Below are 24,288 nucleotides of genomic sequence, written 5' to 3'. Positions count from 1 at the left end.
ATGATCCGCCACTTGGTCCTGTTCAAGCTGAACGAGGGCGTCGAGCGCGACGACCCGCGGGTCGTCGCCGGCGACGAGGCCTTCAAGGCGCTCGGCGGCCAGATCGAGGAGCTGCGCTTCTGGGAGTGCGGCTGGAACGTGAGCGACCGCCCCATCGCGTACGACTACGCGATCAACTCGGCGGTGGACGACACGGACGCCCTCAAGCTCTATATCGAACACCCGGCGCATCAGGCGGGCACCGCGCTGTGGCGGGAGTTCGCCACGTGGGTGATCGCCGACTACGAGTTCTGAGCGCCGCACCCAAGGAGCCCTCCGCCATGACGGCGGGGGGCTTTCATGCGTCTAATGCCCCAACTTGCCCTCAACACGGCATTATGCGGTGCTTGCACACGGTGCACATGTGTTGTGATGCTATGACCGCTTTTGACGGATGATTGACCGATGAAGAGGTGGCGTTGACCGTGTCGGCCAGTACTGCGCCGCCTCAGGAAGAGGCGCCCACCCCCGCTCCCGAGAAGCGGCGCGGTGCCGACACCCGAGCCCTGACCCAGGTGCTCTTCGCCGAGCTCAAGGACCTCCAGCCGGGTACGCCGGAGCACACCCGCGTGCGGGGGGCGCTCATCGAGGCGAACCTGCCCCTCGTGCGCTATGCGGCCGCCCGCTTCCGCTCCCGCAACGAGCCGATGGAGGACGTCGTCCAGGTCGGCACCATCGGGCTGATCAACGCCATCGACCGCTTCGACCCGGACCGGGGCGTGCAATTCCCGACCTTCGCGATGCCGACGGTCGTCGGCGAGATCAAACGGTACTTCCGGGACAACGTCCGCACGGTCCACGTACCGCGCCGGCTGCACGAGCTGTGGGTGCAGGTCAACAGCGCGACCGAGGATCTGACGACGGCGTTCGGGCGCACCCCCTCCACCGCCGAGATCGCCGAGCGGCTGCGCATCGGCGAGGACGAGGTGCTGTCCTGCATCGAGGCCGGCCGCTCCTACCACGCCACCTCGCTGGAGGCCGCGCAGGAGGGCGACGGGCTGCCGGGCCTCCTGGACCGCATCGGCTACGAGGACCCGGCCCTGGACGGCGTGGAACACCGGGACCTGGTCCGCCACCTCCTGGTCCAACTCCCCGAACGAGAACAGCGGATCCTGCTCCTGCGCTACTACAGCAATCTCACCCAGTCGCAGATCAGCGCGGAACTCGGCGTCTCCCAGATGCACGTCTCGCGGCTCCTCGCACGCAGCTTCCAGCGCCTGCGCTCGGCGAACCGGATCGACGCTTGAGCGGGAATCCGCTAAGCGAGAATCCGCGGAATCCGTGGACACCGCGGGGCACCCTGTGGAAGCGGTGGAGCCGTAACCGTACAAACGATCGAGCGATCACCGGGGCGAGCGATTCGCCCACCAGGGCCGTTCCCGACAGTTGTGCTTCGAAATGCTGTCAGACCCCTTCTTTCCAGGGCTGATTCACGATTCCTATGTCGACATGTCACTACAGCGTGTTGCCGACATGTGACATTCTGCGGGAAGCGCGTTTGCCGTGGCTCCGGCTCCGGTATTCAGGTGAAGGCTGCGTTCCTCCCCGGGACGCCGCCACGACCGTCCCGCGACCCAAAGGGGGTGGCATGTCCGCAGACCAGGGCAGCTCGAAGGTGCTCACGCCCACGAAGAGCGAGGCAGCGCCCAAGGAGCTCGGCGCTCTCGACGTGCTCGCCGACGACACGGCCCCCGGGGCCACGCAGGCCCCGGACGCCCCGGCGGCCGCCGCAGTCCCGGCCCTGCCGGCCACGGAGGCGATCGACACCCGGACCCTCTCCCGCTCCCTGTTCCTGCGGCTCGCGGCGCTCGACGAGAACAGCCCCGAGCGCGCCTACGTCCGGGACACCCTGATCGAGCTCAACCTCCCCCTCGTGCGCTACGCGGCGGCCCGCTTCCGCAGCCGCAACGAGCCGATGGAGGACATCGTCCAGGTCGGCACGATCGGCCTGATCAAGGCGATCGACCGCTTCGACTGCGAACGGGGCGTCGAATTCCCGACGTTCGCGATGCCGACGGTCGTGGGCGAGATCAAGCGTTTCTTCCGCGACACCTCGTGGTCGGTCCGCGTCCCTCGCCGACTCCAGGAGCTGCGCCTGGCCCTCACCAAGGCCAGCGACGAACTCTCCCAGAAGCTGGACCGCTCCCCGACGGTCACCGAACTGGCCGCGGTGCTCGGTGTGTCCGAGGAGGACGTCGTCGACGGCCTGGCGGTCGGCAACGCCTACACCGCCTCCTCCCTCGACTCCCCGGCCCTCGAGGACGACGGCGGCGAGGGCTCGCTGGCGGACCGCCTCGGCTACGAGGACACGGCCCTGGAAGGCGTGGAGTACCGCGAGTCCCTGAAGCCCCTGCTGGCCAAACTTCCGCCCCGCGAGCGCCGGATCATCATGCTCCGCTTCTTCGCGAACATGACCCAGTCGCAGATCGGCGAGGAGGTCGGCATCTCCCAGATGCACGTCTCGCGCCTGCTGACCCGCACGCTGGCCCAGTTGCGGGAGGGCCTGATCTCCGACTGACACCGAGGGGTTCCTTCCTGACGGGTCGTCAGCCAAACTGGCCCGATGCCTCGCACTGGGACGGAAACCCCCCGGACGCCCCCGACTCGTGGCCGCCGAGGCGCCGTTACGGCAGCGTCGGCGGCCGTCGTCTGCCTGGGCACCCTGCTGGCCGCGTGCGGATCGGGCCCCGACGAGGGCTATGTGGCCGTCGGCCCGGCGGGCGGCGCCGCGCCCTCACGTACGACGACGACTCCGAAGGGCTCGGTCACGTTCGTGCCGCTGGGCGGCCGACCTGTCATGAAGAGCGACAACAGCCCGTCCGCGGAGGGCACTTCACCCAGCCCGCCCTCCGCACCGGCCCGGCTCAGGCCCGAACAGGCCTCGGACACACCGGCCGACGCAGACCCCGAGCCCGCGCCCGGCCCGACCTCCCCGGCCGCACCGCACTCCACGCCGGCCCCCGTCCACACCAAGCCCCCGACCCCTGCCGCACTCACCTGGGACACCCCCGCACGCGAGCCCACGGATCAGTGCTGGTGCGAGAAGGTGACGGTGACGTTCCACAACTCCGGTGGCACGGCGGCCCGTTCGGGCGAGGTGACCTTCGGGACGCACGTCATCGACCTGCTGGGCATCGACTGGTCCACCATCGAGACGACGGAGGACCTGCCGGCGCCCATCGACGCGGGCACGCTGAAGAAGCACACCTGGACGATCTGCGTGGACTCCTGGCGCGTCCCTCTGGGCATGCACATCGAGACCCGGGACGTGACGGCGACCTGGAAGCAGTGAAGTACTGAAGTAATGGAAGTAACGAAGTAGCGGTGACGAGCCTTACTTCAGCGCCAGCCAGGCCACCGCGGCGACGACCGCCACCACGACGATGACGCCGACGATGAGGCCGATGCGCGGTCCGGCCGGGGCGGACGTCTGCTGCTGCCCCTGGGGGGCCTCGTCGACGAACGCGCGGAACATCTGGGTGCTGCCTGCGGGGTCGTGGTTGCCCTGGGGGCCCTGGGTGTTAGCCATGGCCCGAGACATTAGCGAAAGCGGGCCGGGCCGCCCAAGTGGGGGGCCGCCGGAGATGACGTACGGATCCTGTGTCGCTCTCCGCACCACTCCTCACCCGACACAACACTTCCCACCTGCGTATTTACGATAGCAATACTTGCCTTTGCCAAGTTTTTGTCCCGCGGGGGCCCGATTTATTTGCCTGCAGCAACCAAGCGTCCGTACGGTTGCCCCAAGCAACGAATTCGGGAGGTGTGATGGCGGAGCAGACGCAGTTCGAGGAGCTGGCGCATCAGTTCAGCGCCTTCGGAGCCGTGAAGCGGGATCTGGGGCGAATCGTTCCGCACGACTGCCCGGCCGGCGCCGCCGCCGTGCTGACGCTGCTCGGCCGGCACGGCGACATGCGCATGAGCAAGCTCGCGGAGCTGCTCGCCGTGGACATGTCCGTGACGAGCCGGCACGTGACGCACCTCGCCGAGCGGGACTGGATCGAACGGTCCCCCGACCCGGCGGACAAGCGCTCGCGCATCCTGCACCTCACGCCGGCGGGCCGGGCCATGCTCGGCGAGCTCTACCAGCGCAGCACGGATCTGCTGGCCGAGCGGCTGAGCGACTGGTCCGACGACGAGGTCACCATGCTCATCCGGCTCATGACACGGCTGCGGCAGAGCTTCGGCGACTGCCGCACCCCGCAGACCCGGCTCCCGGCGCCCGCGGGGACATCCGCACTCGAAGCGACGACCACCCGTACACCCGCATAAGCACTGAGAAAAGGAAGCCCATGGCAACGACCACACCAGCCGGTGTGCGGGCTCACGCCAAGCACGGGGGAGGCTCCGACCAGGCTCCCATGACGCACCGGCAGATCATGGAGGCCCTCTCCGGGCTGCTGCTCGGCATGTTCGTGGCGATCCTGTCGTCCACAATCGTCTCCAACGCCCTGCCGCGCATCATCGGTGACCTCGGCGGCGGCCAGTCCGCCTACACCTGGGTGGTCACGGCCGCCCTGCTGTCTATGACCGCGACGACTCCCCTGTGGGGCAAGCTCGCCGACCTCTACAGCAAGAAGGCGCTCGTCCAGATAGCGCTGATCATCTACGTCGTCGCCTCGATGGCGGCCGGCCTCTCGCAGAACCCCGCCATGCTGATCGCCTGCCGAGTCGTGCAGGGCATCGGCGTCGGCGGTCTGGCGGCGCTGGCGCAGATCGTGATGGCCGCGATGATCTCCCCGCGTGAGCGCGGGCGTTACTCCGGTTACCTCGGCGCCACGTTCGCCGTCGCGACCGTCGGCGGCCCGCTGCTCGGCGGTGTCATCACCGACACCTCGTGGCTCGGCTGGCGCTGGTGCTTCTACGTCGGTGTCCCCTTCGCGGTCATCGCGCTGATCGTGCTGCAGAAGACCCTGCACCTGCCCGTCGTCAAGCGGGACGTCAAGGTCGACTGGAGCGGGGCCTTCTTCATCGCCGCCGCGGTCTCGCTGCTGCTGATCTGGGTCACCTTCGCCGGTGACAAGTACGACTGGGTGTCGTGGCAGACGTACGCGATGGTCGGCGGTTCGATCGTGCTCGGCCTGCTGTTCATGCTCATCGAGTCCAAGGCGAGCGAGCCGATCATCCCGCTGCGGCTGTTCCGCAACCGGACCATCACCCTCGCCTCGCTCGCCTCGCTGTTCGTGGGCATCGCGATGTTCACCGGCACCGTGTTCTTCAGCCAGTACTTCCAGCTGGCCCGCGACAAGTCCCCGACAATGTCCGGCGTCCTGACGATCCCGATGATCGGCGGCCTGTTCGTCTCCTCCACCGTCTCCGGGCAGTTCATCACCCGCACCGGCCGCTGGAAGGCCTGGCTGGTCAGCGGCGGGCTCCTGGTGACGGCCGGCCTGGGCCTGCTCGGCACCATCCGGTACGACACGGACTACTGGAAGACCGCGGTCTTCATGGCCCTGCTGGGCCTCGGCATCGGCATGATGATGCAGAACCTGGTGCTGTGCACGCAGAACCAGGTCTCGCCCGCCGACCTCGGCTCGGCCAGCTCCACGGTCACCTTCTTCCGCTCCCTCGGCGGTGCGGTCGGCGTGTCCGCGCTCGGCGCGGTGCTGTCCCACCGGATCACCGACTACGTCAAGGACGGCCTGGCCGACCTCAGCCCCAAGTACGCCGCCGCACTGTCCTCCCCGGGCTCCGGCTCGGACAGCATCCCGGACATGAACAAGCTGCCCGCGCCGGTGCGCACGCTCATGGAGAGCGCCTACGGCCACGGCATCGCCGACGTCTTCCTGATCGCCGGCTGCCTGGCGGCGGTCGCCTTCCTGATCACGCTGTTCATCAAGGAGGTCCCGCTGCGCACCTCGGGCGCCCTCGCCCAGGCCGCGCAGGAGAAGGCGGCGGCGGAGGCGGCGGCGGCCGCGCCGGAAACCGTCGAGGAGACGGTGCCGAGCTGGGCGACGGCCGTGGTCGACCCCCAGAACGGCGACGGCACCGAAGCCGCAGCCACCCGGCAGCTCACCGCCGTGGCCACCCTGCCCGCACCCGAGCACTCCGCCTCCGGCGGGGTCCCGGTCCACGGCTACGTCCGCGGTGCCGAGAGCGCCCCGGTCGCCCAGGCCGCTCTCACCCTGATCTCCCTGGCCGGCCGCCAACTGGGCCGCTCGGTCGCCCGGGGCGACGGCTCCTACACGCTGGACGCGCCCGGCACGGGCACGTACGTCCTGATCGCCGCCGCCGACGGCTTCCAGCCGCAGGCGTCCACGATCGTCGTGGGCGAGGAACCGGTGTCGTACGACATCCTGCTCAGCGGCACCAGCGGGCTGAGTGGTGTCGTCCGGGGTGCCGGGAGCGCACTGCCGGTGAAGGACGCGATGGTGATCGTCACCGATGTGCGCGGCGACCTGCTGGCCACCGGGACCACCGGTGAGCAGGGCGAGTTCGCCTTCGCCGAGCTGGTGCCGGGGGCGGTGACCCTCGCGGTGAACGCGGCCGGGTTCCGCCCGCGCGCCCTCCTGGTCGAGATCAACACCACCGGAGTCACCCGGATCGAGGTCGACCTGGACGCCGGCGCCCAGCTCCAGGGCGTCGTGCGGGCTCCGCACGGGCCTCTGGCCGACGCACGCGTGACCCTCGTGGACGCGGCGGGCAACGTGGTCGGCACGTCCACCACCGGGATGGACGGCGCGTACGCCTTCACCGATCTGAACAGTGGCGAGTACACGGTCATCGCGACGGGTTACCCGCCGGTGGCCACGGCTCTCACCGTCTCCGGCACCGGAGTCGACGGCCACGACATCGAACTCGCCCACCCCGGCGAGTAGTTCGACCCCGGCCCGTGGCGGGCGCGCCCCGAGCGGCCGCGCGCGCCACGGGCCGGTTTCTTCACGCGACCGATTTGTAAGCCTTTTCAAGGCCGACCATGGCTATGACCATCCATGGATTTCGGCTGTCCACGGCTTTTGAGGGAGAAAACGGGATGGGACTGACCGCGAGGATCCAGACCCGGGACGGATGGGCCGTGTCGCACGCGGTCGTCACGGTGACCGACACGACCGGCCGGCAGGTGCTGCGCGCCGAGGCGGACTCGGAGGGTGCCGTACGGGATGCGACCGAGCTGGTCCCCGGTGCGTACACGGTGATCGTCACCGCCATCGGGTACGCGCCCGCCGCCGCCGGCGCGATCGTCACCGCGAGCGGCCGGGCCGAGATCGGCACGGTGACCCTGGCCCGGCAGGGCGGCACCGAGCTGCCGCCGCCCGGCCCCTGGACCATCGACCCAGCGCACTCCACGGTCGGCGCCGTCGCCCAGCACCTGGGCATCTCCAGCGTGCGCGGCCGGTTCACCGACTTCATCGGCATGATCGAGATCGCGCCCGACGACGTCACCAAGTCCCGCGTGGAGGCGGTGATCCGGGCCGCGTCCATCGACACGGGCAACGGCATGCGCGACACCCATCTGCGCTCCGCCGACTTCCTCGACGTCGAACGGCACCCCGAGATCACCTACCGCTCGACGGGCCTGACCGCGTCCGGCGCCGACCGCTGGACGGTCCACGGTAAGCTGACCATGCGTGGTGTCGTACGCCCGGTCAACCTGGACCTCGCCTACCTCAGCACCGGCTCCGACCCGTGGGGCGGCACCCGAGCGGCCTTCCGTGCGACGACGGAACTGCGGCGGGAGGACTTCGCGATGAACTACAACCAGATGGTCCAGGCGGGCATCGCCTTGGTCGGTACGACTCTCAAGGTCGAACTGGACATCCAGGCTGTGCAGGGGGAGACACTGCCGCAGGCGTAGGCACACCAGGGTCAGCCACACGCGGGCCCGCTGCCCCTAGGCTGCCCCCATGGCACCGAACATCGCGACGAACACCTCCGTCTCCCTCGACGAGCTGCTGGACTTCGTACGGCCCCGCCACCGCGCCATCCTGCTCACCCGGCGGGCCGACGGCGGCCCCCAGGGATCGCCGCTGACCTGCGGGGTCGACGACTCGGGCCGGATCGTCGTCTCCACCTACCCGGAGCGCGCCAAGACCCGCAACGCCAAGCGCGACCCGCGGGTCAGCCTGCTCGTGCTGAGCGACGACTGGAACGGCCCGTGGGTCCAGGTCGACGGCACGGCCGAGGTCATCGACTCCCCCGACTCGGTGGAACCGCTGGTCGAGTACTACCGGAACATCGCCGGTGAGCACCCGGACTGGGACGAGTACCGGGAGGCGATGCTCAAGCAGGGCAAGTCGATCATCCGGGTGACACCCGAGCGCTGGGGGCCTGTCGCCACCGGGGGCTTCCCGGCGCGGCTGGTGCCCGGCGAATAACCCTCAGGCGCGGGCCACCATCGCCTCGATGCCGGCCACCAGCAGCTCCAGCGCGAAGGCGAAGTCACGGTCCAGCATCTCCTGGACCGTGTCACCGCCCCGCGCCGCCATCAGATCGGCGGACTCCCGGACGACGGCGGCGGACTCCGGGACCTCGGTCGCCGCGCTCACCGCGGTGCGGAAGTATGCGTCCGGGGTCAGACCGGCCGCCGCGACCCGGGTCGCGAAGTGGCCCTCGATCGTGCCGTAGCCGTACACGAACCGGAAGACGGCGGAGATGGCGCCCGTGATGCCGTGCGCGGGCAGCCCGGTGCGACGGACGACCTGCTGCACCCGGCGCGAGAAGGCAAGCGAGTTGGGCCCGATGTTGAGGTAGCGCCCGGCCAGCGGCGACAGCCAGGGGTGGCGGACCAGCAGCTCCCGGTACTCCCGGGCCAGCGTGCGCAGCTGGTCGCGCCAGTCCTCGCCTTCGGCCTCCGGGCCGGGCAGCCGCAGCTCGCCGAAGGCGGCGTCCAGGGCGAGTTCGAGCAGGTCGTCCTTGGTGTCGACGTACCAGTACACGGACATCGCGGTCACGTTCAGCTCGGCGGCCAGCCGCCGCATGGAGAACCTGTCGAGCCCCTCGGCGTCCAGCAGCCCTACGGTGACGCCGGTGATCCGGTCACGGTCGAGACCGGAGGGCTGCCCGCCGCGTGCGGCGCGCCGTGGCTTGCCTCGAGCCAGACACTGCTGCGCGCCGACCGCTCGCCTGCCTTGACCACCGGCGCACCCTCCTCGAGCTTCGACCACTTCTGGAGATGCTAGAACCGGAAGGGCGGTGACCGTGGTCACCGCCCTTCCAATTTCCGGCCTCGTCCCGGCCGGCCGTCAGCCGGCGCTGGTCTTCTGCGTGAGGTCGTAGAAGGTGGCCGAACCGACCGTCACCTTCTTGAAGTTGGCCTCGACCCAGGAGGTGATCTGCGACGAGGTGCCGCTGCCGCCCGCGCCGCCGCCCCTTCCTGCGCCCATGCGGCCGCCCATTCCGCCGCCGGAGATGAAGTAGTGGACCTTCCCATCCGTCACGTACTTCTTGAACTGGGCCAGCGTCGGGGACGGGTCGGTGCCGTTGAAGCCGCCGATCGCCATCACCGGCTCACCGGTGGCCAGTTGGTAGCTGGCGGCGTTCTGCGAGCCGATGGAGGCGGCGACCCAGGTGTAGTGCCCGGCGTCCGTCTCCAGCAGCTTCTTCGCCTGGGCCGGGACACTGGCGCCGTTGAGCAGGCCACCGGCGCCGCCGGCGGCTCCGCCCGGTCGGCCGCCTTCCACGGTGCCGTTCCGCCCGTTCCGGCCAGGCATACCGCCGGGGAAGCCACCGCCCGGGAAGCCCTGGCCCGGCGTGTTCCCGTTGGTGTTGCCGTTGGTGTTGCCGTTGGTGTTGCCGTTGGTGTTGCCGTTGGTGTTGCCGTTGGTGTTGCCGTTGGTGTTGCCGTTGGTGTTGCCGTTGGTGTTGCCGTTCCCGTTCTGCTGGTTCTGGCCCGGCATACCGCCGCCGAAGCCTCCACGGTTACCGCCCCCGCCGGGGCCGCCGCCTCCGCCGAAGCCCATCGTGCTCGCCCCCGCCGGACCGGCCGTCGGGATGGACCCCGTGTGCGCGGAGTCGACCGTGCTCAGCGTGTACGCCGTCGAGCCGGCCAGTGCCGCGACCAATCCCAACGCCGCCGCGGCGAGGGCGAGTCGGCGGGTGAGGCGGCCGGCGAAGACCAGACCGAGCGCGGCGAGCAGGCCACCGATCAGGACCAGCCACCTCAGCCAGGGCAGATACGTCGGTGTGCGGTTGAGCAGGACATAGCCCCAGGCGCTGCCCGCCACGACCGAGGCGGCCAGGGTGAGCGACGCCCAGGTCTCGCTCCGCCGCTCCCACAGCAGACTGGCGCCCATGCCGATGACGGCGGCCACGTAGGGGGCGAGGGCCACCGTGTAGTACTGGTGGAAGATGCCCGCCATGTAGCTGAAGACGACCATGGTGATCAGCAGCGAACCGCCCCACACCAGGAACGAGGCGCGGGTCACGGACGTACGACCGAACCTGCGAGTCGCCCACAGGCCCGCGACCAGCAGGATCAGCGCGGCCGGGATCAGCCAGGAGATCTGGCTGCCGATCTCGGAGTTGAACATCCGGTCCCAGCCGGTCTCGCCCCAACGCCCGGTGCCCGTGCCGCCGCCCCCGCCACCACCGACGCTGCCGGTCTCGTCGCCGCTGATACGGCCGAGGCCGTTGTAGCCGAAGGTCAGCTCCAGGAAGCTGTTGTTCTGCGAGCCGCCGACGTAGGGGCGGGAAGAGGCCGGCCACAGCTCGACGACCGCGACCCACCAGCCGCCCGACACCACCAACGCGACGGTCGCAAGGGCCAGTTGGGCCAAGCGCCTACGCAGTCGCACCGGTCCGCAGACCGCGTAGACCAGCGCCAGCGGCGGCAGGATCAGGAAGGCCTGGAGCGTCTTGGCGAGGAACGCGAAGCCGATCGCCACGCCCGCCCACACCAGCCACCTGGTCCGCCCGTCCTCCACGGCCCGTACGACGAAGGAGCAGGCCAGCGCCATCAGCAGGGCCAGCATCGCGTCCGGGTTGTTGAACCGGAACATCAGCGCCGCGACGGGGGTGAGCGCGAGCACCGCACCGGCGATCAGACCGGCCGCGGGGCTGAACCGGCGCCGTACGGACGCGTACACGACCGCTACGGTGCCGACGCCCATGAGGACCTCGGGGGTGAGGATCGCCCAGGAGTTCAGGCCGAAGATCCGCACCGACAGTTCCATCGGCCACAGGAACGCCGAGGGCTTGTCGACGGTGATCGCGTTTCCCGCGTCCAGCGAGCCGAAGAAGAACGCCTTCCAGGACTTGCTGCCCGCCTGGACGGCCGCCGAGTAGAAGGAGTTGGCGTAGCCGGAGGCGCTGAGGTTGTAGAGGTAGAGCAGCGCGGTGGCGAGCAGCAGGACGAGGAGGGCCGGGCGCGCCCAGCGGGGGTCTTCGGGCCGGCCGCGCCACAGGCGCCGTACGAGCGGCGGGCGGGGTTCACCCGGCTCGGGGGCCTGTTGTGGGGGAGCGACCTGGGGCGGGCCCCAGGCGGCGGGGCTGCTGCCTTGCTGCGTCGGCTGGTCGTAGTGGGTGGTCATCGGAGGTCCCCCGGGTCGGTCGTCGGGTACGGCTGGTGCGGCGCGTACGGCTGAGACGGCTGGTGATACGGCTGGTGCGGCAGGTGTGTCTGATGCGTCTGATACGGCTGCTGCGTCTGATACGGCTGGTGGGTGCCCGCCATGGTGTACGTGGGCACGGCGGCGGGCACCGGCTCCTCGCCCCCCTCGCCCTCCCGTCGGTCCGGGAACACCCAGGCGCGGAAGAGCAGGAAGCGCAGCACCGTCGCCGCGAGGTTGGCGGCGATCAGGACCGCCAGTTCGGTGGAGTGCGCGGGGTCGCTGGAGGCGGCGTTCAGCGCGGCGAGCGAGCCGCTGGTGAGCGCGAGGCCGATGCCGAACACGACCAGGCCCTGTGCCTGATGCCGTACGGCGCCGCCCCTGCCACGCACCCCGAAGGTGAGCCGGCGGTTGGCCTCCGTGTTGGCGACGGCCGAGACCAGCAGCGCGAGGGCATTGGCGATCTGCGAGCCGGAGAAAGTGCGGAAGCCGCTGTAGAGGAGGAGGTAGAAGAGGGTGGACAGGCCGCCGACGACGCAGAAGCCGACCAATTGCCGGGCCAGTCCCCGGGGCACGTCCTTGATGTCGCGGTCGCGCGGGTCGTCGCCGAACGGCCGGGTCAGCCGGTCCAGCGACAGCGAACCGGTGGCCAGGGCCCGGCCCACCCGCCACACGCCCTTGAGGTCGTCGGTCGCCGTCTTCACGATGTGCACCGTCGAGTCGGGGTCGTCGACCCAGTCGACCGGCACCTCGTGGATCCGCAGCCCGGCCCGTTCGGCGAGCACCAGCATCTCGGTGTCGAAGAACCAGTCGGAGTCCTCGACGAGCGGCAGCAGCACCTGGGCGACGTCACGCCGGATCGCCTTGAATCCGCACTGCGCGTCCGAGAAGCGGGCCTGGAGCGAGCCGCGCAGGATGAGGTTGTACGAGCGGCTGATGAACTCCCGCTTGGCGCCGCGCACCACCCGTGAGCTGCGGCTGAGGCGGGAGCCGATCGCCAGGTCCGAATGGCCGGAGATCAGCGGCGCCACCAGCGGCAGCAGCGCGTTGAGGTCGGTGGACAGGTCGACGTCCATGTACGCGAGGACCGGGGCGTCCGAGGCCGACCAGACGGTCCGCAGCGCCCGGCCGCGGCCCTTCTGCTCGAGCCGGAACGACCGCACCTGCGCCAACTGCGCTCCCAGCCGCGCCGCGACGAGCGGGGTGGAGTCCGTGGACGCGTTGTCCGCGATCGTGATGCGGAACGCGTACGGGAAGGTGCGCCTGAGGTGCTCGTGCAGTCTGAGCACGCAGGGCCCGAGGTCCTTCTCCTCGTTGTAGACGGGGATCACTACGTCCAGGACAGGCGTACCGGCGTCGCCGGCCGGGAGGTGCTCCCGCGCCGGCAGAGTGCCGGGAGAAGAGTCGGTTCGCATGGAACCGACTTTCGTCAAGTGCCCTGTCGCACCCGTGTGGTGGCGCTGTGCTGTGCCTGTGAGTGCGACTGCCGGTCGGTTTCGGAGGCGGGCCGCGGGACGGCCGGAGCAGGCGCCGGCAGATGCACGGTGAAGACCGTCCGTCCGGGAACGCTGTCGACGGTCACGGCACCGCCGTGCGCGGTCGCGACGGCCTGCACGATGGCGAGGCCCAGACCGGTGGACCCGGTGGCCCGGGAACGCGCCGAGTCGCCGCGCGCGAACCGCTCGAAGACGTGCGGCAGCAGGTCCGGGGGGATCCCCTGCCCGTTGTCCTCGACATCGACGCACATCCACGGCCCGCGCCGCTGCACGCGTGCGGTGACGGTCGTTCCGGGCGGGGTGTGCTTGCGTGCGTTGCCCAGCAGGTTGACCAGCACCTGCTGCAGGCGTGCCGCGTCCGCGGACACCAGGGCGGGCTCGTCGGGCAGGTCGAGCCGCCAGCTGTGGTCCATGCCGGCCGCGCGGGAGTCGCTGATGGTGTCCACGACGAGCGGAACGAGGTCGGTCTGCTCGAACTGCAGCGGCCGTCCCGCGTCCAGCCGGGCGAGCAGCAGCAGGTCCTCGACCAGCAGGGTCATGCGCCCGGCCTCGGATTCGATACGGCCCAGGGCGTGCCGGGTGTCGGGCCCGACCTGTTCCCTGCCCCTCCGGGTCAGCTCGGCGTACCCCCGGATGGAGGCCAGGGGAGTACGCAGCTCATGGCTGGCGTCGGCGACGAACTGCCGTACGCGCATCTCGCTCTGTTGGCGTGCGTGCAGGGCGCCGTGGACGTGGTCCAGCATCCGGTTGAGCGCGGCGCCGACCTGGCCGACCTCGGAGTGCGGGTCGCACTCCGACTCGGGGACCCGCTCGCTGAGGTTCACCTCGCCGGTGTGCAGGGTGAGTTCGGAGACCCGGGTGGCGGTGGCGGCGACCTTGCGGAGGGGGCGGGTGGCCACGCCGACGATGACGAAGCCGGCGAGGGAGGCGGCGAGCAGTCCCGCCGCGGTGACACACACCTCGACGACGATCAGGGTGTCGATGTTGTCGTCGACGTCCTTGGTGGGCAGGGCGACGTAGTAGGCGTCGCCACCGTCCGGGCTCACCTTGTACTGGACGCGGTAGTCCCCGAGACCGGGCAGCTCCACCGTGTGCGCGTTATCGTCCTTGGACACCTCGGCGAGCGCCCGCTGCTGCGCGGCGGTGAGGTCGACGGTGTCCATCTTCCGGAACCTGTTGTAGCTGTCGTTCAGCTGCACGGCCTTGGCCGCGCTGGCGATCGATCCGTTCTGCACGTACGCCGCAACGGTGCTGGGCTGCGTCGGGCCGATGGTGAGAAGGCGCTCGATCCGCTCGCTCGGCGTGGTGGCGGCCTTGTGCGAGGAGTCGGGCTCCGCCGCGGTTCCGGGCACCGTACCGCCCGGGTTCGGGAGGCGGCCGCCCGCCGCGCGCATCGCGATGTCGCCGACCTTGTCGTCCAGCTGGTCGTACAGATGAGTCCGCAGCGCGAGCGTGGTCACGGTCCCGATCACCGCGCACACCACGGCGATCAGCACCACGGACGCGACGACGAGCCGTGTCCGCAGGGTGCGTGGCTGTCCCGCCCGCAGCTTCCGCGTCCGCGGCCGTCGTCGCCCGCTCATGACGCAGCGGGCTTGATCAGGTAACCGGCACCACGCCGGGTGTGGATCATCGGCTCGCGTCCGGCGTCGATCTTCCTTCGCAGGTACGAGATGTACAGCTCGACGACATTGGCCTGACCGCCGAAGTCGTACGACCACACCCGGTCCAGGATCTGCGCCTTGCTGAGCACGCGGCGCGGGTTGCGCATCAGGTAGCGCAGCAGCTCGAACTCGGTCGCCGTGAGGTGGATGTTGTCCCCGCCCCGCGACACTTCGTGGCTGTCCTCGTCGAGCAACAGGTCACCGACGACGAGCACGGACTCGGAGCGCCGGTCGGCGGCACCGGAGCGCCGGATGAGGCCGCGCAACCGGGCGACGACCTCCTCCAGACTGAACGGCTTGGTGACGTAGTCGTCGCCGCCGGCGGTGAGTCCGGCGATACGGTCCTCGACCGCGTCCTTGGCGGTGAGGAAGAGGACGGGCACGTCCGGCAGATCGCGGCGCAGCCGCCCGAGCACGGCCAGCCCGTCCATGTCGGGCAGCATCATGTCCAGGACGACGGCGTCGGGCCGGAACTCGCGAGCGGTCTGGACGGCCCCCTGTCCGTCCCCCGCGCTGCGGATCTGCCAGCCCTCGTAACGAAGAGCCATGCTCAGCAGTTCGGTGATCGACAGCTCGTCGTCCACCACAAGCACGCGGACGGGGCTCCCGTCCGGCCTCAGCAGTTCGGTGCGCCCCTGGGGCGAGGTCGTGGTCATGGTGGACACCTTGTCGGGGTCCTCTGAGAGCGCGCTTTCCGGAGTCTGTGATTTCCCTGAGAAACGCACAGGGGGTGCTCAGGGACCGCTCAGGGAACACCTGGGAATGGCTCTGACGGCTCCGGCCGCCTCACAGTCCGAACAGCCGCGCCGCGTTGTCGTGGCACACCGCCCGCAGCCAGGCGTCGCCGAGACCGAGCCGCTCCAGGGCGTGCAGCTGATGGACGTACGGATAGGGGATGTTGGGGAAGTCGGAGCCGAGCAGCACGCGATCACCGAGGTCGGCCAGGCGGGGCAGGGCGCGCGAGGGGAAGGGCGCGTGCCGCTCGCCGAAGTCGGTGAACGCCATGGTCGTGTCGAGCCGCACCTCCGCGTGCCGCTCGGCCAGCGCGAGGAAGTCCTCGTACTCGGGCATCCCGAGATGCGCGACGATCAGCCTCAGCCGCGGATGCCGAGCCAGGACGCGCGCGATCGGCTCGGGCCCGGTGTGCTTGCCCGGGGCGGGCCCGGACCCACAGTGAATGACGACGGGCACCCTGGCCTCGGCGATCAACCCCCATACGGAATCAAGCAGTTCGTCCGCCGGGTCGTACGCCCCCACCTGCACATGTGCCTTGAACACACGCGCACCGGAGTCGAGCGCCTCCCGGACATAGACCTCGCCACCCTCCTCGGGGAAGAGAGTGGCGGTGTGCAGACAGTCGGGCGTGCGGCGGGCGAAGTCGGCGGCCCAGCCGTTGAGCCACCGGGCCATCCCGGGCTTGTGCGGATAGAGCATCGCGCTGAAGGCACGCACACCGAATGCACGCAGCAGCGCGGTCCGCTGCTCTTCACCCTCCCGGTACATGATGGGCCATTCCACGCCGCCGGTGAGCGGGCCGAGCGCGTCGAAGTACGCCCAGACCTTGCGCAGGACGCGCTCGGGCATGAAGTGCGTGTGGACGTCGACGAGCCCCGGCAGCCCGAGCCGCTCCCAGAACCGCCGCACCCCGGCCGCTTCCGTTTCCTCCACCGTCACACGCCACTCCCTCTCACGGAGCCGGCTCCTTGCCCACTCCCTCAGAACAACTGATCCTGCACGCTCGCCCGTTCCCTGAACTTGCGGAGGGGGAGGGAAAGTCCCCCCGCGCTCCCGCTGTCCCCTCTGCTCCCGGTGGGAACCAGCTCCCACCCGGTCATGAGCCGGGTGTCCAGCACGACGACTCCGCGCTCGGTGGCGAGATGGAGATCGGGCCCGGCGGCGGCGACCAGCTCACCGCTCACCCACCCGCCGGCGACCAGCTCGACCACTTCTCCGACGGCGGGCGGGGGATCGGCTGCCAACCCGAACACCTCGGCGTGGTCAACGGGCCGGAACGGCTCCCGCACGAGCGCCTCGGACCAGTCGCCGAGCGCCACGGCACGCGCGTGCAGCGCCGCAATCTCGGCCGCGCGCTCGGCCTCGGTCCCCGGCAGCGCGGACCGTACGGCCCGCTTGGCGGCGTACGGGATCCGGTCCGGCACCCCGAGGGCGGCCCTGAGCAGCTCCTCCGTACGTCGCGCGGCCATCAGCGGACCGGAGCCGAGCCAGCTGAAACAGACGGCACCCTGCTCCAGCAGCCGGGCGGAGCCCCGCTCGACGGCGGTGATGCCGACCTTGACCATGCCGGGCCCGAACCAGGCGAGATACACGTGATACGGCCGGGGATCGTCGGCGAGGGTGTCGGCGGCCACGGAGTGAGCCCGGTCCAGCCGCGCACACTCCTCACACCGCGCGCCGGTACTCCGCCCAGAGACACCGGCCCGCACGGGACAGGCGTGCCCCCGCGCGCCCACGCAAACTCGCGTTCCTTCTTCCACGACCCCAAAGGCAACCCGCTTCCCCCACCCCAACCCACTCACGACCCCGCCGCCCCACACCAGCACGGGCCCGTCCCCCGACCACCGCAGCCCTGAGCATGTCCATACGTGTGCCATCACCCTCGAGGGTAGGCGGGGGCACTGACAGCGGGGTGGGACGGATCCTGTGACCTGCGCGTTTGCGCAAGGTGTCTGCTGTGCGGACACCGACTGCTCCCACGGTCCGGCCCGCCGGGGCCCGTCAGAGCTCCGGTACCCGGTGCGTCGGCCTGCCGTCGACGGCCGAGAGCAGCACCGGGAGTGCGGCGAGGTCGGTGTCGGGCACGTCGAGCGGGTTCTCGGACAGGACCGTGAGATCGGCTCGGTGGCCCACGGCCAGGCGCCCGGCCTTGCCCTCGCTCGTCCTCATGGGCCTCAGCCTGTGGCAGGCGATCGCGGTGATCGTCGTGGGCAACCTCTTCTGGCTGCTCACCGGCTGGCTCGCGGTCTCGGGCCCGGCCGCGGGCGCCCCGAGCGAGGTGATCAGCCGGGCGATGTACGGCGTCCTGGGCAACCGTGTGAACAACGCGATCACCGGCTGGCTGATCTCCGTCTGCTACTTCGCCCTCAACCTGGCAGCAGCGGCGATCGCCGCGTTCTCGCTGGTCGAGAAGGCGGGCATCACGGCGACTCCCCCGGTCAAGACGGTGGTCGTGATCGTGATCGCCGCCCTCACTCTGACGATCAGCGTCTACGGCCACGCCATGATCATGAAGCTGTACCTGCCGATCACGCTGGCCCTCACCGCCGTGTTCGCCGTGGTGGCCGCCGGCGTGCTGGGCCACACGGACCTCTCGTACGCCCCGGCCCACCCGCTGTCCGGCACCGATCTGTGGGCGACCGTCCTGGCCGGCGTCACGCTCATCGCCTCGGGCCCCCTCTCTTACACGACCAGCGCCGACTTCTCCCGCTACCTGCCGAGCCGGACACCGGCCGCCGCCGTCGCCGGGTGGACCGCGCTCGGCGGCTTCCTGCCCAGCATCGTCGTCTGCTCCCTCGGCGCCTTCGCGGCGACCGCCGTCGACATGACGGATCCGCAGGCCGCACTGGAGAAGATCCTCCCCGGCTGGTTCACCCCGGTCTTCCTGCTCGCACTGGTCCTGGGCACGATCGCGATCAACGCGCTGACCGCCTACAGCGCCGGCCTCGCCCTCCAGGCCGTCGGCCTGCGCGTCCGCCGCTCGCTGAGCGTGCTCGCCGACGGCACCGTCTCCGTCTCGCTCACGCTGTGCGCGCTGCTCGTGTCCGACTTCCTGGACACGGTCAGCGACGTCCTGGAACTGACCGTCGTCCTGCTCGGGCCGAGCATGGCCGTCTACGCCACGGACATCTGGCTCCGCCGCAACCGCTACGACGGCCCGGCCCTCACCGACGAGACACCGTTCGGCGCGTTCTGGTACAGGGGTGGCGTCAACTGGCCCGGCGCGGTGGCCCTCGCCTCCGGCACCGCCGGCGCGGCCCTGTGCGCGGACACCCTCTACACGGGTCCGGTGGCGGCGGCACTCGGCGGGGTGGACCTGTCACTGCCGGCCGGTGTCACAGTGGCTTCGGCGGTCTACGCGTTGCTGATGAGGGGCCGAGTGAGGCCCACGACACCTGCGCCGACCCACTGACGGCGGAACCGCCGACCGGCCTTCAGCCCAACGCGCCCGCATCGAGCCCGAGTTCACGTTCCGCGGTCGTGACAGCCATACGACGCACCGCGGCCGGCCGCTCCGGGGTCCCGGTGTTGGCGTGGGCGCCGAGTCCGTCGAGCACGGCGAGAATCTGAACGGCGGTCACGGACGGGTCCTCCGTACGGAACTCGCCCGCCGCGCCCCCCTCCCGGACGAGGCCCTCGAGCCGCCCCCGCCAGGCGGACTCCTGCTCGACGACCCTGTCCCGGAGCGCAGGCCGGTACCGGCTGAGATGCCGGGCGTTGATCCACAGTCGGCTCACCGCGTCGTAGTCCTCCCCGCTCGTACCGGCGAGAAAGCGGGCCAGCCGCCGCACCGGCGTGCCCTCGGCCGGGTCGGCGGGCAGCAGTTGGTCGAGTTCCGCCCCGGCGGCGTCGCCGAACGCCTCGGCGGCCAGCTCCTCGGCCGACGGAAAGTAGTGACTGATGAGCCCCGGCCGCACCCCGAGCTCCTCCGCGATCCGCCGCAGCGTGATGGACTCGAGCCCTTCCCCGAGGGCCACTCCACTGGCCGCCCGGATGATCTCGGCGCGCCGGGCCACGGGATCTTTACGGACACGCTTGCGCTGCTCGCCGGGGGATGACATACCCCCATGCGATTGAGCAGCGGAGGAGGGGGGGCCGGCGTGCGTGGTCACTGGGATCCGCGGGCGTCCGGGGCCAACTGGTCGTAGAGCTCACTGGGATGGCCCGGCACCCGCTCGGAGGCACCGCCGTCGAGGAATGACGGAGGCCCCGTGGATCACTCCACAGGGCCTCTCATCTCAATGTGCACTCGGCAGGATTCGAACCTGCAACCTTCTGATCCGTAGGCGCGTGCAGCACCATCACGAACCGCTCGCCTGCTGGGATCTGTTGGCTCGTCCGCCGATTGCGGGCGTGCCACCGTGCGCGGTTGTACGCCTCTGTTGATGTCAGCTACTGAGGTCACGCAACACGCCCTGGAACTGCGCCTTCGCTCGTGAAGTCGTGACCTACCGGACGCGGTCCCGCAACCGAGCTCCGTCGCCCCCTCTTCACGGGCGGCTGTCTACCGTTTCCAGCGGGTCCCCTGCCGCCGTCACTCAACGTAGGCGGTCAGACATACTCTTTTTCGGCATGTCGCTGCAAAATGCGCAAAAATGACTGAAGAGGCTTTTTTGGTATGTGCCAGGGAGTCACAGATGGACGCCGCGGACGAACTCCTACGAGGGCCTGACCCGGCGGCTCTTCTGACGCTGGACGGTGCCATCCGCAGCCTCAACGCTGCGATGACCACAGCGCTGGGCAGGCCGGCGGAACAGTGCCTGGGACGTGACTTCGGTGAGCAGTGCCTGGGACGTGACTTCGGTGATCTGTGGCCCGCAAGCCAGCGGATCTCGGCCGAGAGCCTCGTGGCCCACGCCGCCAGGACGAAGACGGTCGCAATGCGGGTGCTGGACTTCCCCGGGCGAGGCGGAGCACCCGTTGCCTGCTTGATCGAGGCGCGGCAAGTGAAGGATCCCGCAAGTGACGAGCAACTGGTCTGGGTGCACGCACTGGATGCGCGGAACGACCTGGCCAGTCTGGTGATCCCGTTCCGGCTGGCCACCACGGCCGCCCACCTCGGCCTGTGGATGTATTCACCCCATGAGCACCAGCTGGAGTGGCTCGGTGGCGCACCCGCTCTGGCGGCGCTCTTTCCGGATCCCACTATTTCGCTTTCCACAGTGATGTCGGCAGTGCACCCTGACGACCGGGAGGCCTTGCGGCAGCTGGTGCGCTCGACCTCCACCCAGTCCTCCTGGGTGAGGTTGCGGTACCTCACCCAGCACGACGGCTGGCACCAACTGGCCGCCCAGGCCCGTCGGATCCAGTTGGGCTATGACGGACCCGAGCGGATCTTCGGAATGGTCCGCGACGACACCAAGCAGGAGAAGCACAAGGAGAAGGCGCAGGCCGCGCTTACTGCCGAGCGACAGCGCGCCAAAGACATCGCCGACTTCTCCTCCGCCTTGATCACTGCGGCCACGGAGCAGGAGCTGCAGCAGGTCGTCCTGACCCGGCTCGCCGCAACCTTCGGCGCCAGCGGCGCCCTGCTCGCGCTCGTCGACGACGGCCGCCTGCGCGTCTCCACCGATGCCGGGATAGCCATGTGGGAGGTCGACGTCCTGCACGGCATGTCGCTGGACCATCCGAGCCCGCTGCCAGAGGCCATCCGCACCGGCAAGTCTTACTTCATCCTCGACCGGGAGGACTACATCCGCCGTTGGCCGCACGGGGCTGAATTTCCGTGGCTGGCACGACTCGGCTCCGACTACGCCGTCTCGATCATGCCGCTCATCGAGGCCGGCAATCAACCGCTCGGGGCGTGGCTGGTGACCTACGGCAGCGGATACCGGCCGTCCCTGGACGAGCGGACCCTCGTGGGTACGCTGGCCGACCTGGCAGGCCAGGCACTGAGGCGCATCAGGTTGCAGCAGGCACGAGTCGAGCTGGCCACGGCGCTGCAGAAGACCATGCTCCCCAGACTGCCCGAGCGCCTCGCAGGCCTGGAGGTCGCCGCCCGCTACCGGCCGAGCCGGGACGGGCTGGACATCGGCGGAGACTGGTACGACGCCTTCGTCATGCCCGACGGCACGATCGCACTGGAGATCGGCGACGTTCAAGGGCACGACGTCGACGCCGCCGCCCTCATGGGACAGGTGCGCTTGTCCATGCGCGCGATCGCCGCCCAGGAACGGGATCCGGGCACCCTGCTGATGCGCACCAACGAGCTGCTCGTCACGATGGATCCCCCACGCTTCGCCAGCTGCACCATGCTGCACATCGATCCATGCAACGGTCAGGTCACCGGCACCAGCGCCGGCCACGTGCCGCTGCTGTGCGCACACACGGACGGCAGCCACAGCATCCGCGAGCTGCCGGGCGGGCCGGTCCTGGGAGTGGTGCCCGACACCGAGTACCGCGAGGAGACCTTCACCCTGGACGAGGACAGCGCGCTGGTCATGGTCACCGACGGCGTGGTCGAAGGACCGGGCCTCACCTTGGAAGCCGGACTGGAGCGGGCCGGAACACTGGCCGGCGCAGCCCTCCACGACGGACTGAACGCCGAGGAGACCGCCGACCGCATCCTCGACGCCGCGGTCGCGGTCGACCACCTCGACGACGTGGCCGTGCTGGTCATCCGACGCACATGACGGCGCCCGCGTCCTCAACCCTCTCCATACGGACCCCCAAGCCATGATCGGCCAGCTCTACCACTGCCTCCAGCACCACAAGCTGTTCGACGAGCACACCCACGAGATGAGGTTCATGTAATGGGCACGGAGAACAAAGAATCAGCCGCGGCCGGCTTCGATGCCGACTCGTTTCTGGTGGTTGAGGCCAGGACGTTCGAGGATCTGCGCATCGGGGAGGTGTTTCGTGCCCCCAGCCGGACCCTGACGGACGCGCACGCCGCTGCGTTCCAGACGGTCTCGGCGGACAACCATCCAGTGCACTACGACGCGGTGTGGGCGCGCAAGCACGGTCATTCGGCGCCGGTCGTGCACGGTCTGCAGGTTTTGGCGTTCACCGCTCCGGGTGCCACGTTGTTCCCGCACTACATTGGAGAGGTGTTCATCAGTTTTCTGGAGGTGTCGTGCACCTTCCTGGCCGAGGTGCATTCCGGAGACACCCTGTATCCGGCTTTGGTGATCACCGGTCTGGAGCCTCACGGGGACAACGGCCTGGTGACCACCGCGGCCACCGTCCACAACCAGCGTGGCGAACTGGTGCTGTCCGGCCAGCACAAGTACCTACTCCGACGGCAATGAGACCGGCGAAGTGCGCGGTGAGCGTGTCCAGGAAGCCTCCTGGACCGACTGGAGACTGGTCCGGGGCGGTGACAAACAGCCACTTGATCAAAGGGTCGATCGTATAGCGCAGTCGCGCCGCCCCGTCTTGCTGAAGAGACTTGAGACGTCGCACCTGGACGCGCCCTTCATCCGAAAGCGAGATCGGCAGATCGCCGCCGAACACTCGAACCACCTTGGCGAATCCGGCCTGCTCCAAGGCGTAGGCGAGAACCACGGCTTCATCGACCGGGATCTGCTCCTCCTCCGCGAACACAGTCAGCCGGCTCAACCGGCCTGGCTTTTCTGCGGCTTGGACGCCAAAGGAGGTGCGTCCGCTGGACGCCGCAGAGGTTCGCCTCGTGCTCAAGACCGCCCGTTCCCACCGCCTCTCCGCCTTGTGGCTGCTGCTCGTCTCGACGGGTCTGCGTCGCAGCGAGGCGCTCGCCCTCACCTGGGGCGACATCGATCTCGTGAACGGTCAGCTCCGCGTCCGCCGGAACGTACAGCGCATCCGGCGTGAGCTGATCTTCGGCAGTCCCAAGACCATGCGCTCTGTTCGTACGGTCTCCCTCCCGAAGCGCTGTGTTCAGGCACTCACGCAGCACCGAGCCCAGCAGGAGCGTGAGCGCAAGGCCGCGAGAAAGAGGTGGCAGCCTGGACCGGGGCAGCCAGATGGGTTGATCTTCACCACGACGACCGGGCGCGTCACGGACCCCCGCAACCTGAACCGGATGCTCACCATCCTGCGCCGCGATGCCAACGTGCGACGCGTAGCACGATCACGGTGATCCGGAGGCGGACGCCGTGGAGTGATCGGTACTTCTGGCCACGTTGATGTCAAAGGCCCCCTGGGATGATCCCAAGGGGCCTTTAACCTGTGTGCACTCGGCAGGATTCGAACCTGCAACCTTCTGATCCGTAGCTCTATGTGGATCGGTCGCTGACGGTCATACCGGTCGTGCTGCGGCCTTACGAGGACGCTACTGGTTCCGGCCGGTTGCAGGGGTTGCTGTACTTCGCTGCTGTACTGCAACCGAGCTTGCGTCGCCCCTCTTCACGGGCAGCCGTCTACCGTTTCCAGCGGGTCCCTGCCGTCGTCACTCTACGCAAGCGGTCAGACGCCGTCTTCATCGAGACATCGCGTCGAAATGCGCGCAAAATTTGCTGAAGAGGCTGCTTTGTCGTGTGCCCGGGAGCCACCGATGGACGGTTCGGATGAACTCCTTCGAGGGGCTGACCCGGCAGCGCTCTTGACGTTGGACGGTGCCATCCGCGGCCTCAACGCTGCGATGGCCACGGCGCTGGGCAGGCCGGCGGAGCAGTGCCTGGGACGTGACTTCGGTGATCTGTGGCCCGCAAGCCAGCGGATCTCGGCCGAGAGCCTCGTGGTCCACGTCGCCAGGACGAAGACGGTCGCGATGCGGGTAATGGAGTTTCCCGGGCAAGGTGGAGCACCACCTGTTGCCTGCTTGATCGAGGCGCGGCCGGTGAAGGATCCCGCTGGTGACGAGCAGTTGGTCTGGGTGCACGCCCTGGATGCGCGGAACGACCTGGCGAGCCTGTTGATCCCGTTCCGGCTGGCCGCCGAGGCCGCCGA

21 protein-coding genes and 2 pseudogenes are annotated in these 24,288 nt (G+C 69.6%); 13 read left to right on the top strand and 10 right to left on the bottom strand.

What is annotated here, in order from left to right; translation table 11 throughout:
- The 4 genes from ACFYXB_RS29800 (at position 1) to ACFYXB_RS29785 (ending at position 3,331) form a co-directional block, all read left to right on the top strand.
- Entirely contained in the window at positions 1-294 is a 294-nt protein-coding gene (locus ACFYXB_RS29800; RefSeq protein WP_351357000.1) for a Dabb family protein, read from the top strand.
- A 158-nt stretch (positions 295-452) separates the two neighbouring features.
- Positions 453-1,286 (top strand): RNA polymerase sigma factor SigF, encoded by an 834-nt coding sequence (locus ACFYXB_RS29795; protein WP_351357056.1) that lies wholly within the window; start codon positions 453-455, stop codon positions 1,284-1,286.
- Between the two features lie 341 nt (positions 1,287-1,627).
- Positions 1,628-2,557, top strand: coding sequence for an RNA polymerase sigma factor SigF (locus ACFYXB_RS29790; RefSeq protein WP_389587565.1), 930 nt, complete (start codon positions 1,628-1,630; stop codon positions 2,555-2,557).
- 45 nt (positions 2,558-2,602) lie between these two features.
- Entirely contained in the window at positions 2,603-3,331 is a 729-nt protein-coding gene (locus ACFYXB_RS29785; RefSeq protein WP_389587563.1) for a hypothetical protein, read from the top strand.
- 42 nt (positions 3,332-3,373) lie between these two features.
- Here ACFYXB_RS29785 and ACFYXB_RS29780 read toward each other — a convergent pair whose 3' ends face one another.
- Positions 3,374-3,568, bottom strand: a complete 195-nt coding sequence (locus tag ACFYXB_RS29780; RefSeq protein WP_351356991.1) for a hypothetical protein — start codon at positions 3,566-3,568, stop codon at positions 3,374-3,376.
- Positions 3,569-3,807: 239 nt separating this feature from the next.
- On the opposite strand from ACFYXB_RS29780, the gene ACFYXB_RS29775 reads away from it, so the two are divergent.
- From ACFYXB_RS29775 to ACFYXB_RS29760, 4 genes are all read left to right on the top strand, one after another.
- Positions 3,808-4,311 (top strand): MarR family winged helix-turn-helix transcriptional regulator, encoded by a 504-nt coding sequence (locus tag ACFYXB_RS29775; protein ID WP_389587561.1) that lies wholly within the window; start codon positions 3,808-3,810, stop codon positions 4,309-4,311.
- Positions 4,312-4,331: 20 nt separating this feature from the next.
- Complete coding sequence (locus ACFYXB_RS29770) at positions 4,332-6,857, top strand: MFS transporter (protein ID WP_389587559.1); 2,526 nt, start codon at positions 4,332-4,334, stop codon at positions 6,855-6,857.
- Positions 6,858-7,012: 155 nt separating this feature from the next.
- A complete protein-coding gene (locus ACFYXB_RS29765; RefSeq protein WP_389587557.1) occupies positions 7,013-7,834 on the top strand; it encodes a YceI family protein in 822 nt (273 codons plus the stop codon).
- Between the two features lie 49 nt (positions 7,835-7,883).
- Positions 7,884-8,354, top strand: coding sequence for a PPOX class F420-dependent oxidoreductase (locus tag ACFYXB_RS29760; protein WP_389587555.1), 471 nt, complete (start codon positions 7,884-7,886; stop codon positions 8,352-8,354).
- 3 nt (positions 8,355-8,357) lie between these two features.
- Here the strand turns inward: ACFYXB_RS29760 and ACFYXB_RS29755 are convergent.
- The 8 genes and pseudogenes from ACFYXB_RS29755 to ACFYXB_RS29720 all read right to left on the bottom strand — a co-directional run bounded on the left by ACFYXB_RS29755 (position 8,358) and on the right by ACFYXB_RS29720 (position 17,589).
- Positions 8,358-9,115: pseudogene (locus tag ACFYXB_RS29755) on the bottom strand (TetR/AcrR family transcriptional regulator).
- Positions 9,116-9,221: 106 nt separating this feature from the next.
- Positions 9,222-11,507, bottom strand: a complete 2,286-nt coding sequence (locus tag ACFYXB_RS29750; RefSeq protein ID WP_389587553.1) for a glycosyltransferase family 39 protein — start codon at positions 11,505-11,507, stop codon at positions 9,222-9,224.
- On the bottom strand, positions 11,504-12,940 hold the full coding sequence (locus ACFYXB_RS29745; RefSeq protein WP_389587551.1) for a glycosyltransferase: 1,437 nt from the start codon (positions 12,938-12,940) through the stop codon (positions 11,504-11,506). The genes ACFYXB_RS29750 and ACFYXB_RS29745 overlap by 4 nt, the downstream gene beginning before the upstream one ends.
- A gap of 14 nt (positions 12,941-12,954) precedes the next feature.
- Entirely contained in the window at positions 12,955-14,604 is a 1,650-nt protein-coding gene (locus tag ACFYXB_RS29740) for an ATP-binding protein (RefSeq protein ID WP_389587549.1), read from the bottom strand.
- Complete coding sequence (locus tag ACFYXB_RS29735) at positions 14,601-15,341, bottom strand: response regulator transcription factor (protein ID WP_351356964.1); 741 nt, start codon at positions 15,339-15,341, stop codon at positions 14,601-14,603. The genes ACFYXB_RS29740 and ACFYXB_RS29735 overlap by 4 nt, the downstream gene beginning before the upstream one ends.
- A gap of 130 nt (positions 15,342-15,471) precedes the next feature.
- Complete coding sequence (locus ACFYXB_RS29730) at positions 15,472-16,359, bottom strand: amidohydrolase family protein (RefSeq protein WP_389587547.1); 888 nt, start codon at positions 16,357-16,359, stop codon at positions 15,472-15,474.
- A 41-nt stretch (positions 16,360-16,400) separates the two neighbouring features.
- Positions 16,401-17,297 (bottom strand): DUF2797 domain-containing protein, encoded by an 897-nt coding sequence (locus ACFYXB_RS29725; protein ID WP_389587545.1) that lies wholly within the window; start codon positions 17,295-17,297, stop codon positions 16,401-16,403.
- Between the two features lie 124 nt (positions 17,298-17,421).
- A complete protein-coding gene (locus ACFYXB_RS29720) occupies positions 17,422-17,589 on the bottom strand; it encodes an amidohydrolase family protein (RefSeq protein WP_389587543.1) in 168 nt (55 codons plus the stop codon).
- On the opposite strand from ACFYXB_RS29720, the pseudogene ACFYXB_RS29715 reads away from it, so the two are divergent.
- Positions 17,576-18,832: pseudogene (locus tag ACFYXB_RS29715) on the top strand (purine-cytosine permease family protein); the annotation flags it as partial. The gene ACFYXB_RS29720 and the pseudogene ACFYXB_RS29715 overlap by 14 nt on opposite strands.
- A gap of 22 nt (positions 18,833-18,854) precedes the next feature.
- Here ACFYXB_RS29715 and ACFYXB_RS29710 read toward each other — a convergent pair.
- Positions 18,855-19,481 carry a TetR/AcrR family transcriptional regulator gene (locus ACFYXB_RS29710; RefSeq protein WP_389587541.1) on the bottom strand — a complete coding sequence of 209 codons (627 nt, stop codon included), beginning with the start codon at positions 19,479-19,481 and terminating at the stop codon, positions 18,855-18,857.
- Between the two features lie 576 nt (positions 19,482-20,057).
- Here ACFYXB_RS29710 and ACFYXB_RS29705 point away from each other — a divergent pair.
- The 4 genes from ACFYXB_RS29705 to ACFYXB_RS29690 form a co-directional block, all read left to right on the top strand.
- On the top strand, positions 20,058-22,052 hold the full coding sequence (locus ACFYXB_RS29705) for a SpoIIE family protein phosphatase (protein ID WP_389587539.1): 1,995 nt from the start codon (positions 20,058-20,060) through the stop codon (positions 22,050-22,052).
- Between the two features lie 120 nt (positions 22,053-22,172).
- Positions 22,173-22,670: a MaoC family dehydratase gene (locus ACFYXB_RS29700; protein WP_389587537.1), complete on the top strand. Its 498-nt coding sequence runs from the start codon at positions 22,173-22,175 to the stop codon at positions 22,668-22,670.
- Positions 22,671-23,017: 347 nt separating this feature from the next.
- Positions 23,018-23,479: a site-specific integrase gene (locus ACFYXB_RS29695; RefSeq protein ID WP_389587535.1), complete on the top strand. Its 462-nt coding sequence runs from the start codon at positions 23,018-23,020 to the stop codon at positions 23,477-23,479.
- Between the two features lie 414 nt (positions 23,480-23,893).
- The coding region (locus ACFYXB_RS29690) for a PAS domain-containing protein (RefSeq protein WP_389587533.1) at positions 23,894-24,288 on the top strand (395 nt) is incomplete at its 3' end.

The sequence above is a fragment of the Streptomyces sp. NPDC002619 genome (assembly GCF_042889305.1).
Lineage (GTDB): Bacteria > Actinomycetota > Actinomycetes > Streptomycetales > Streptomycetaceae > Streptomyces.
This window is presented reverse-complemented; position numbering and strand designations above follow the sequence as displayed.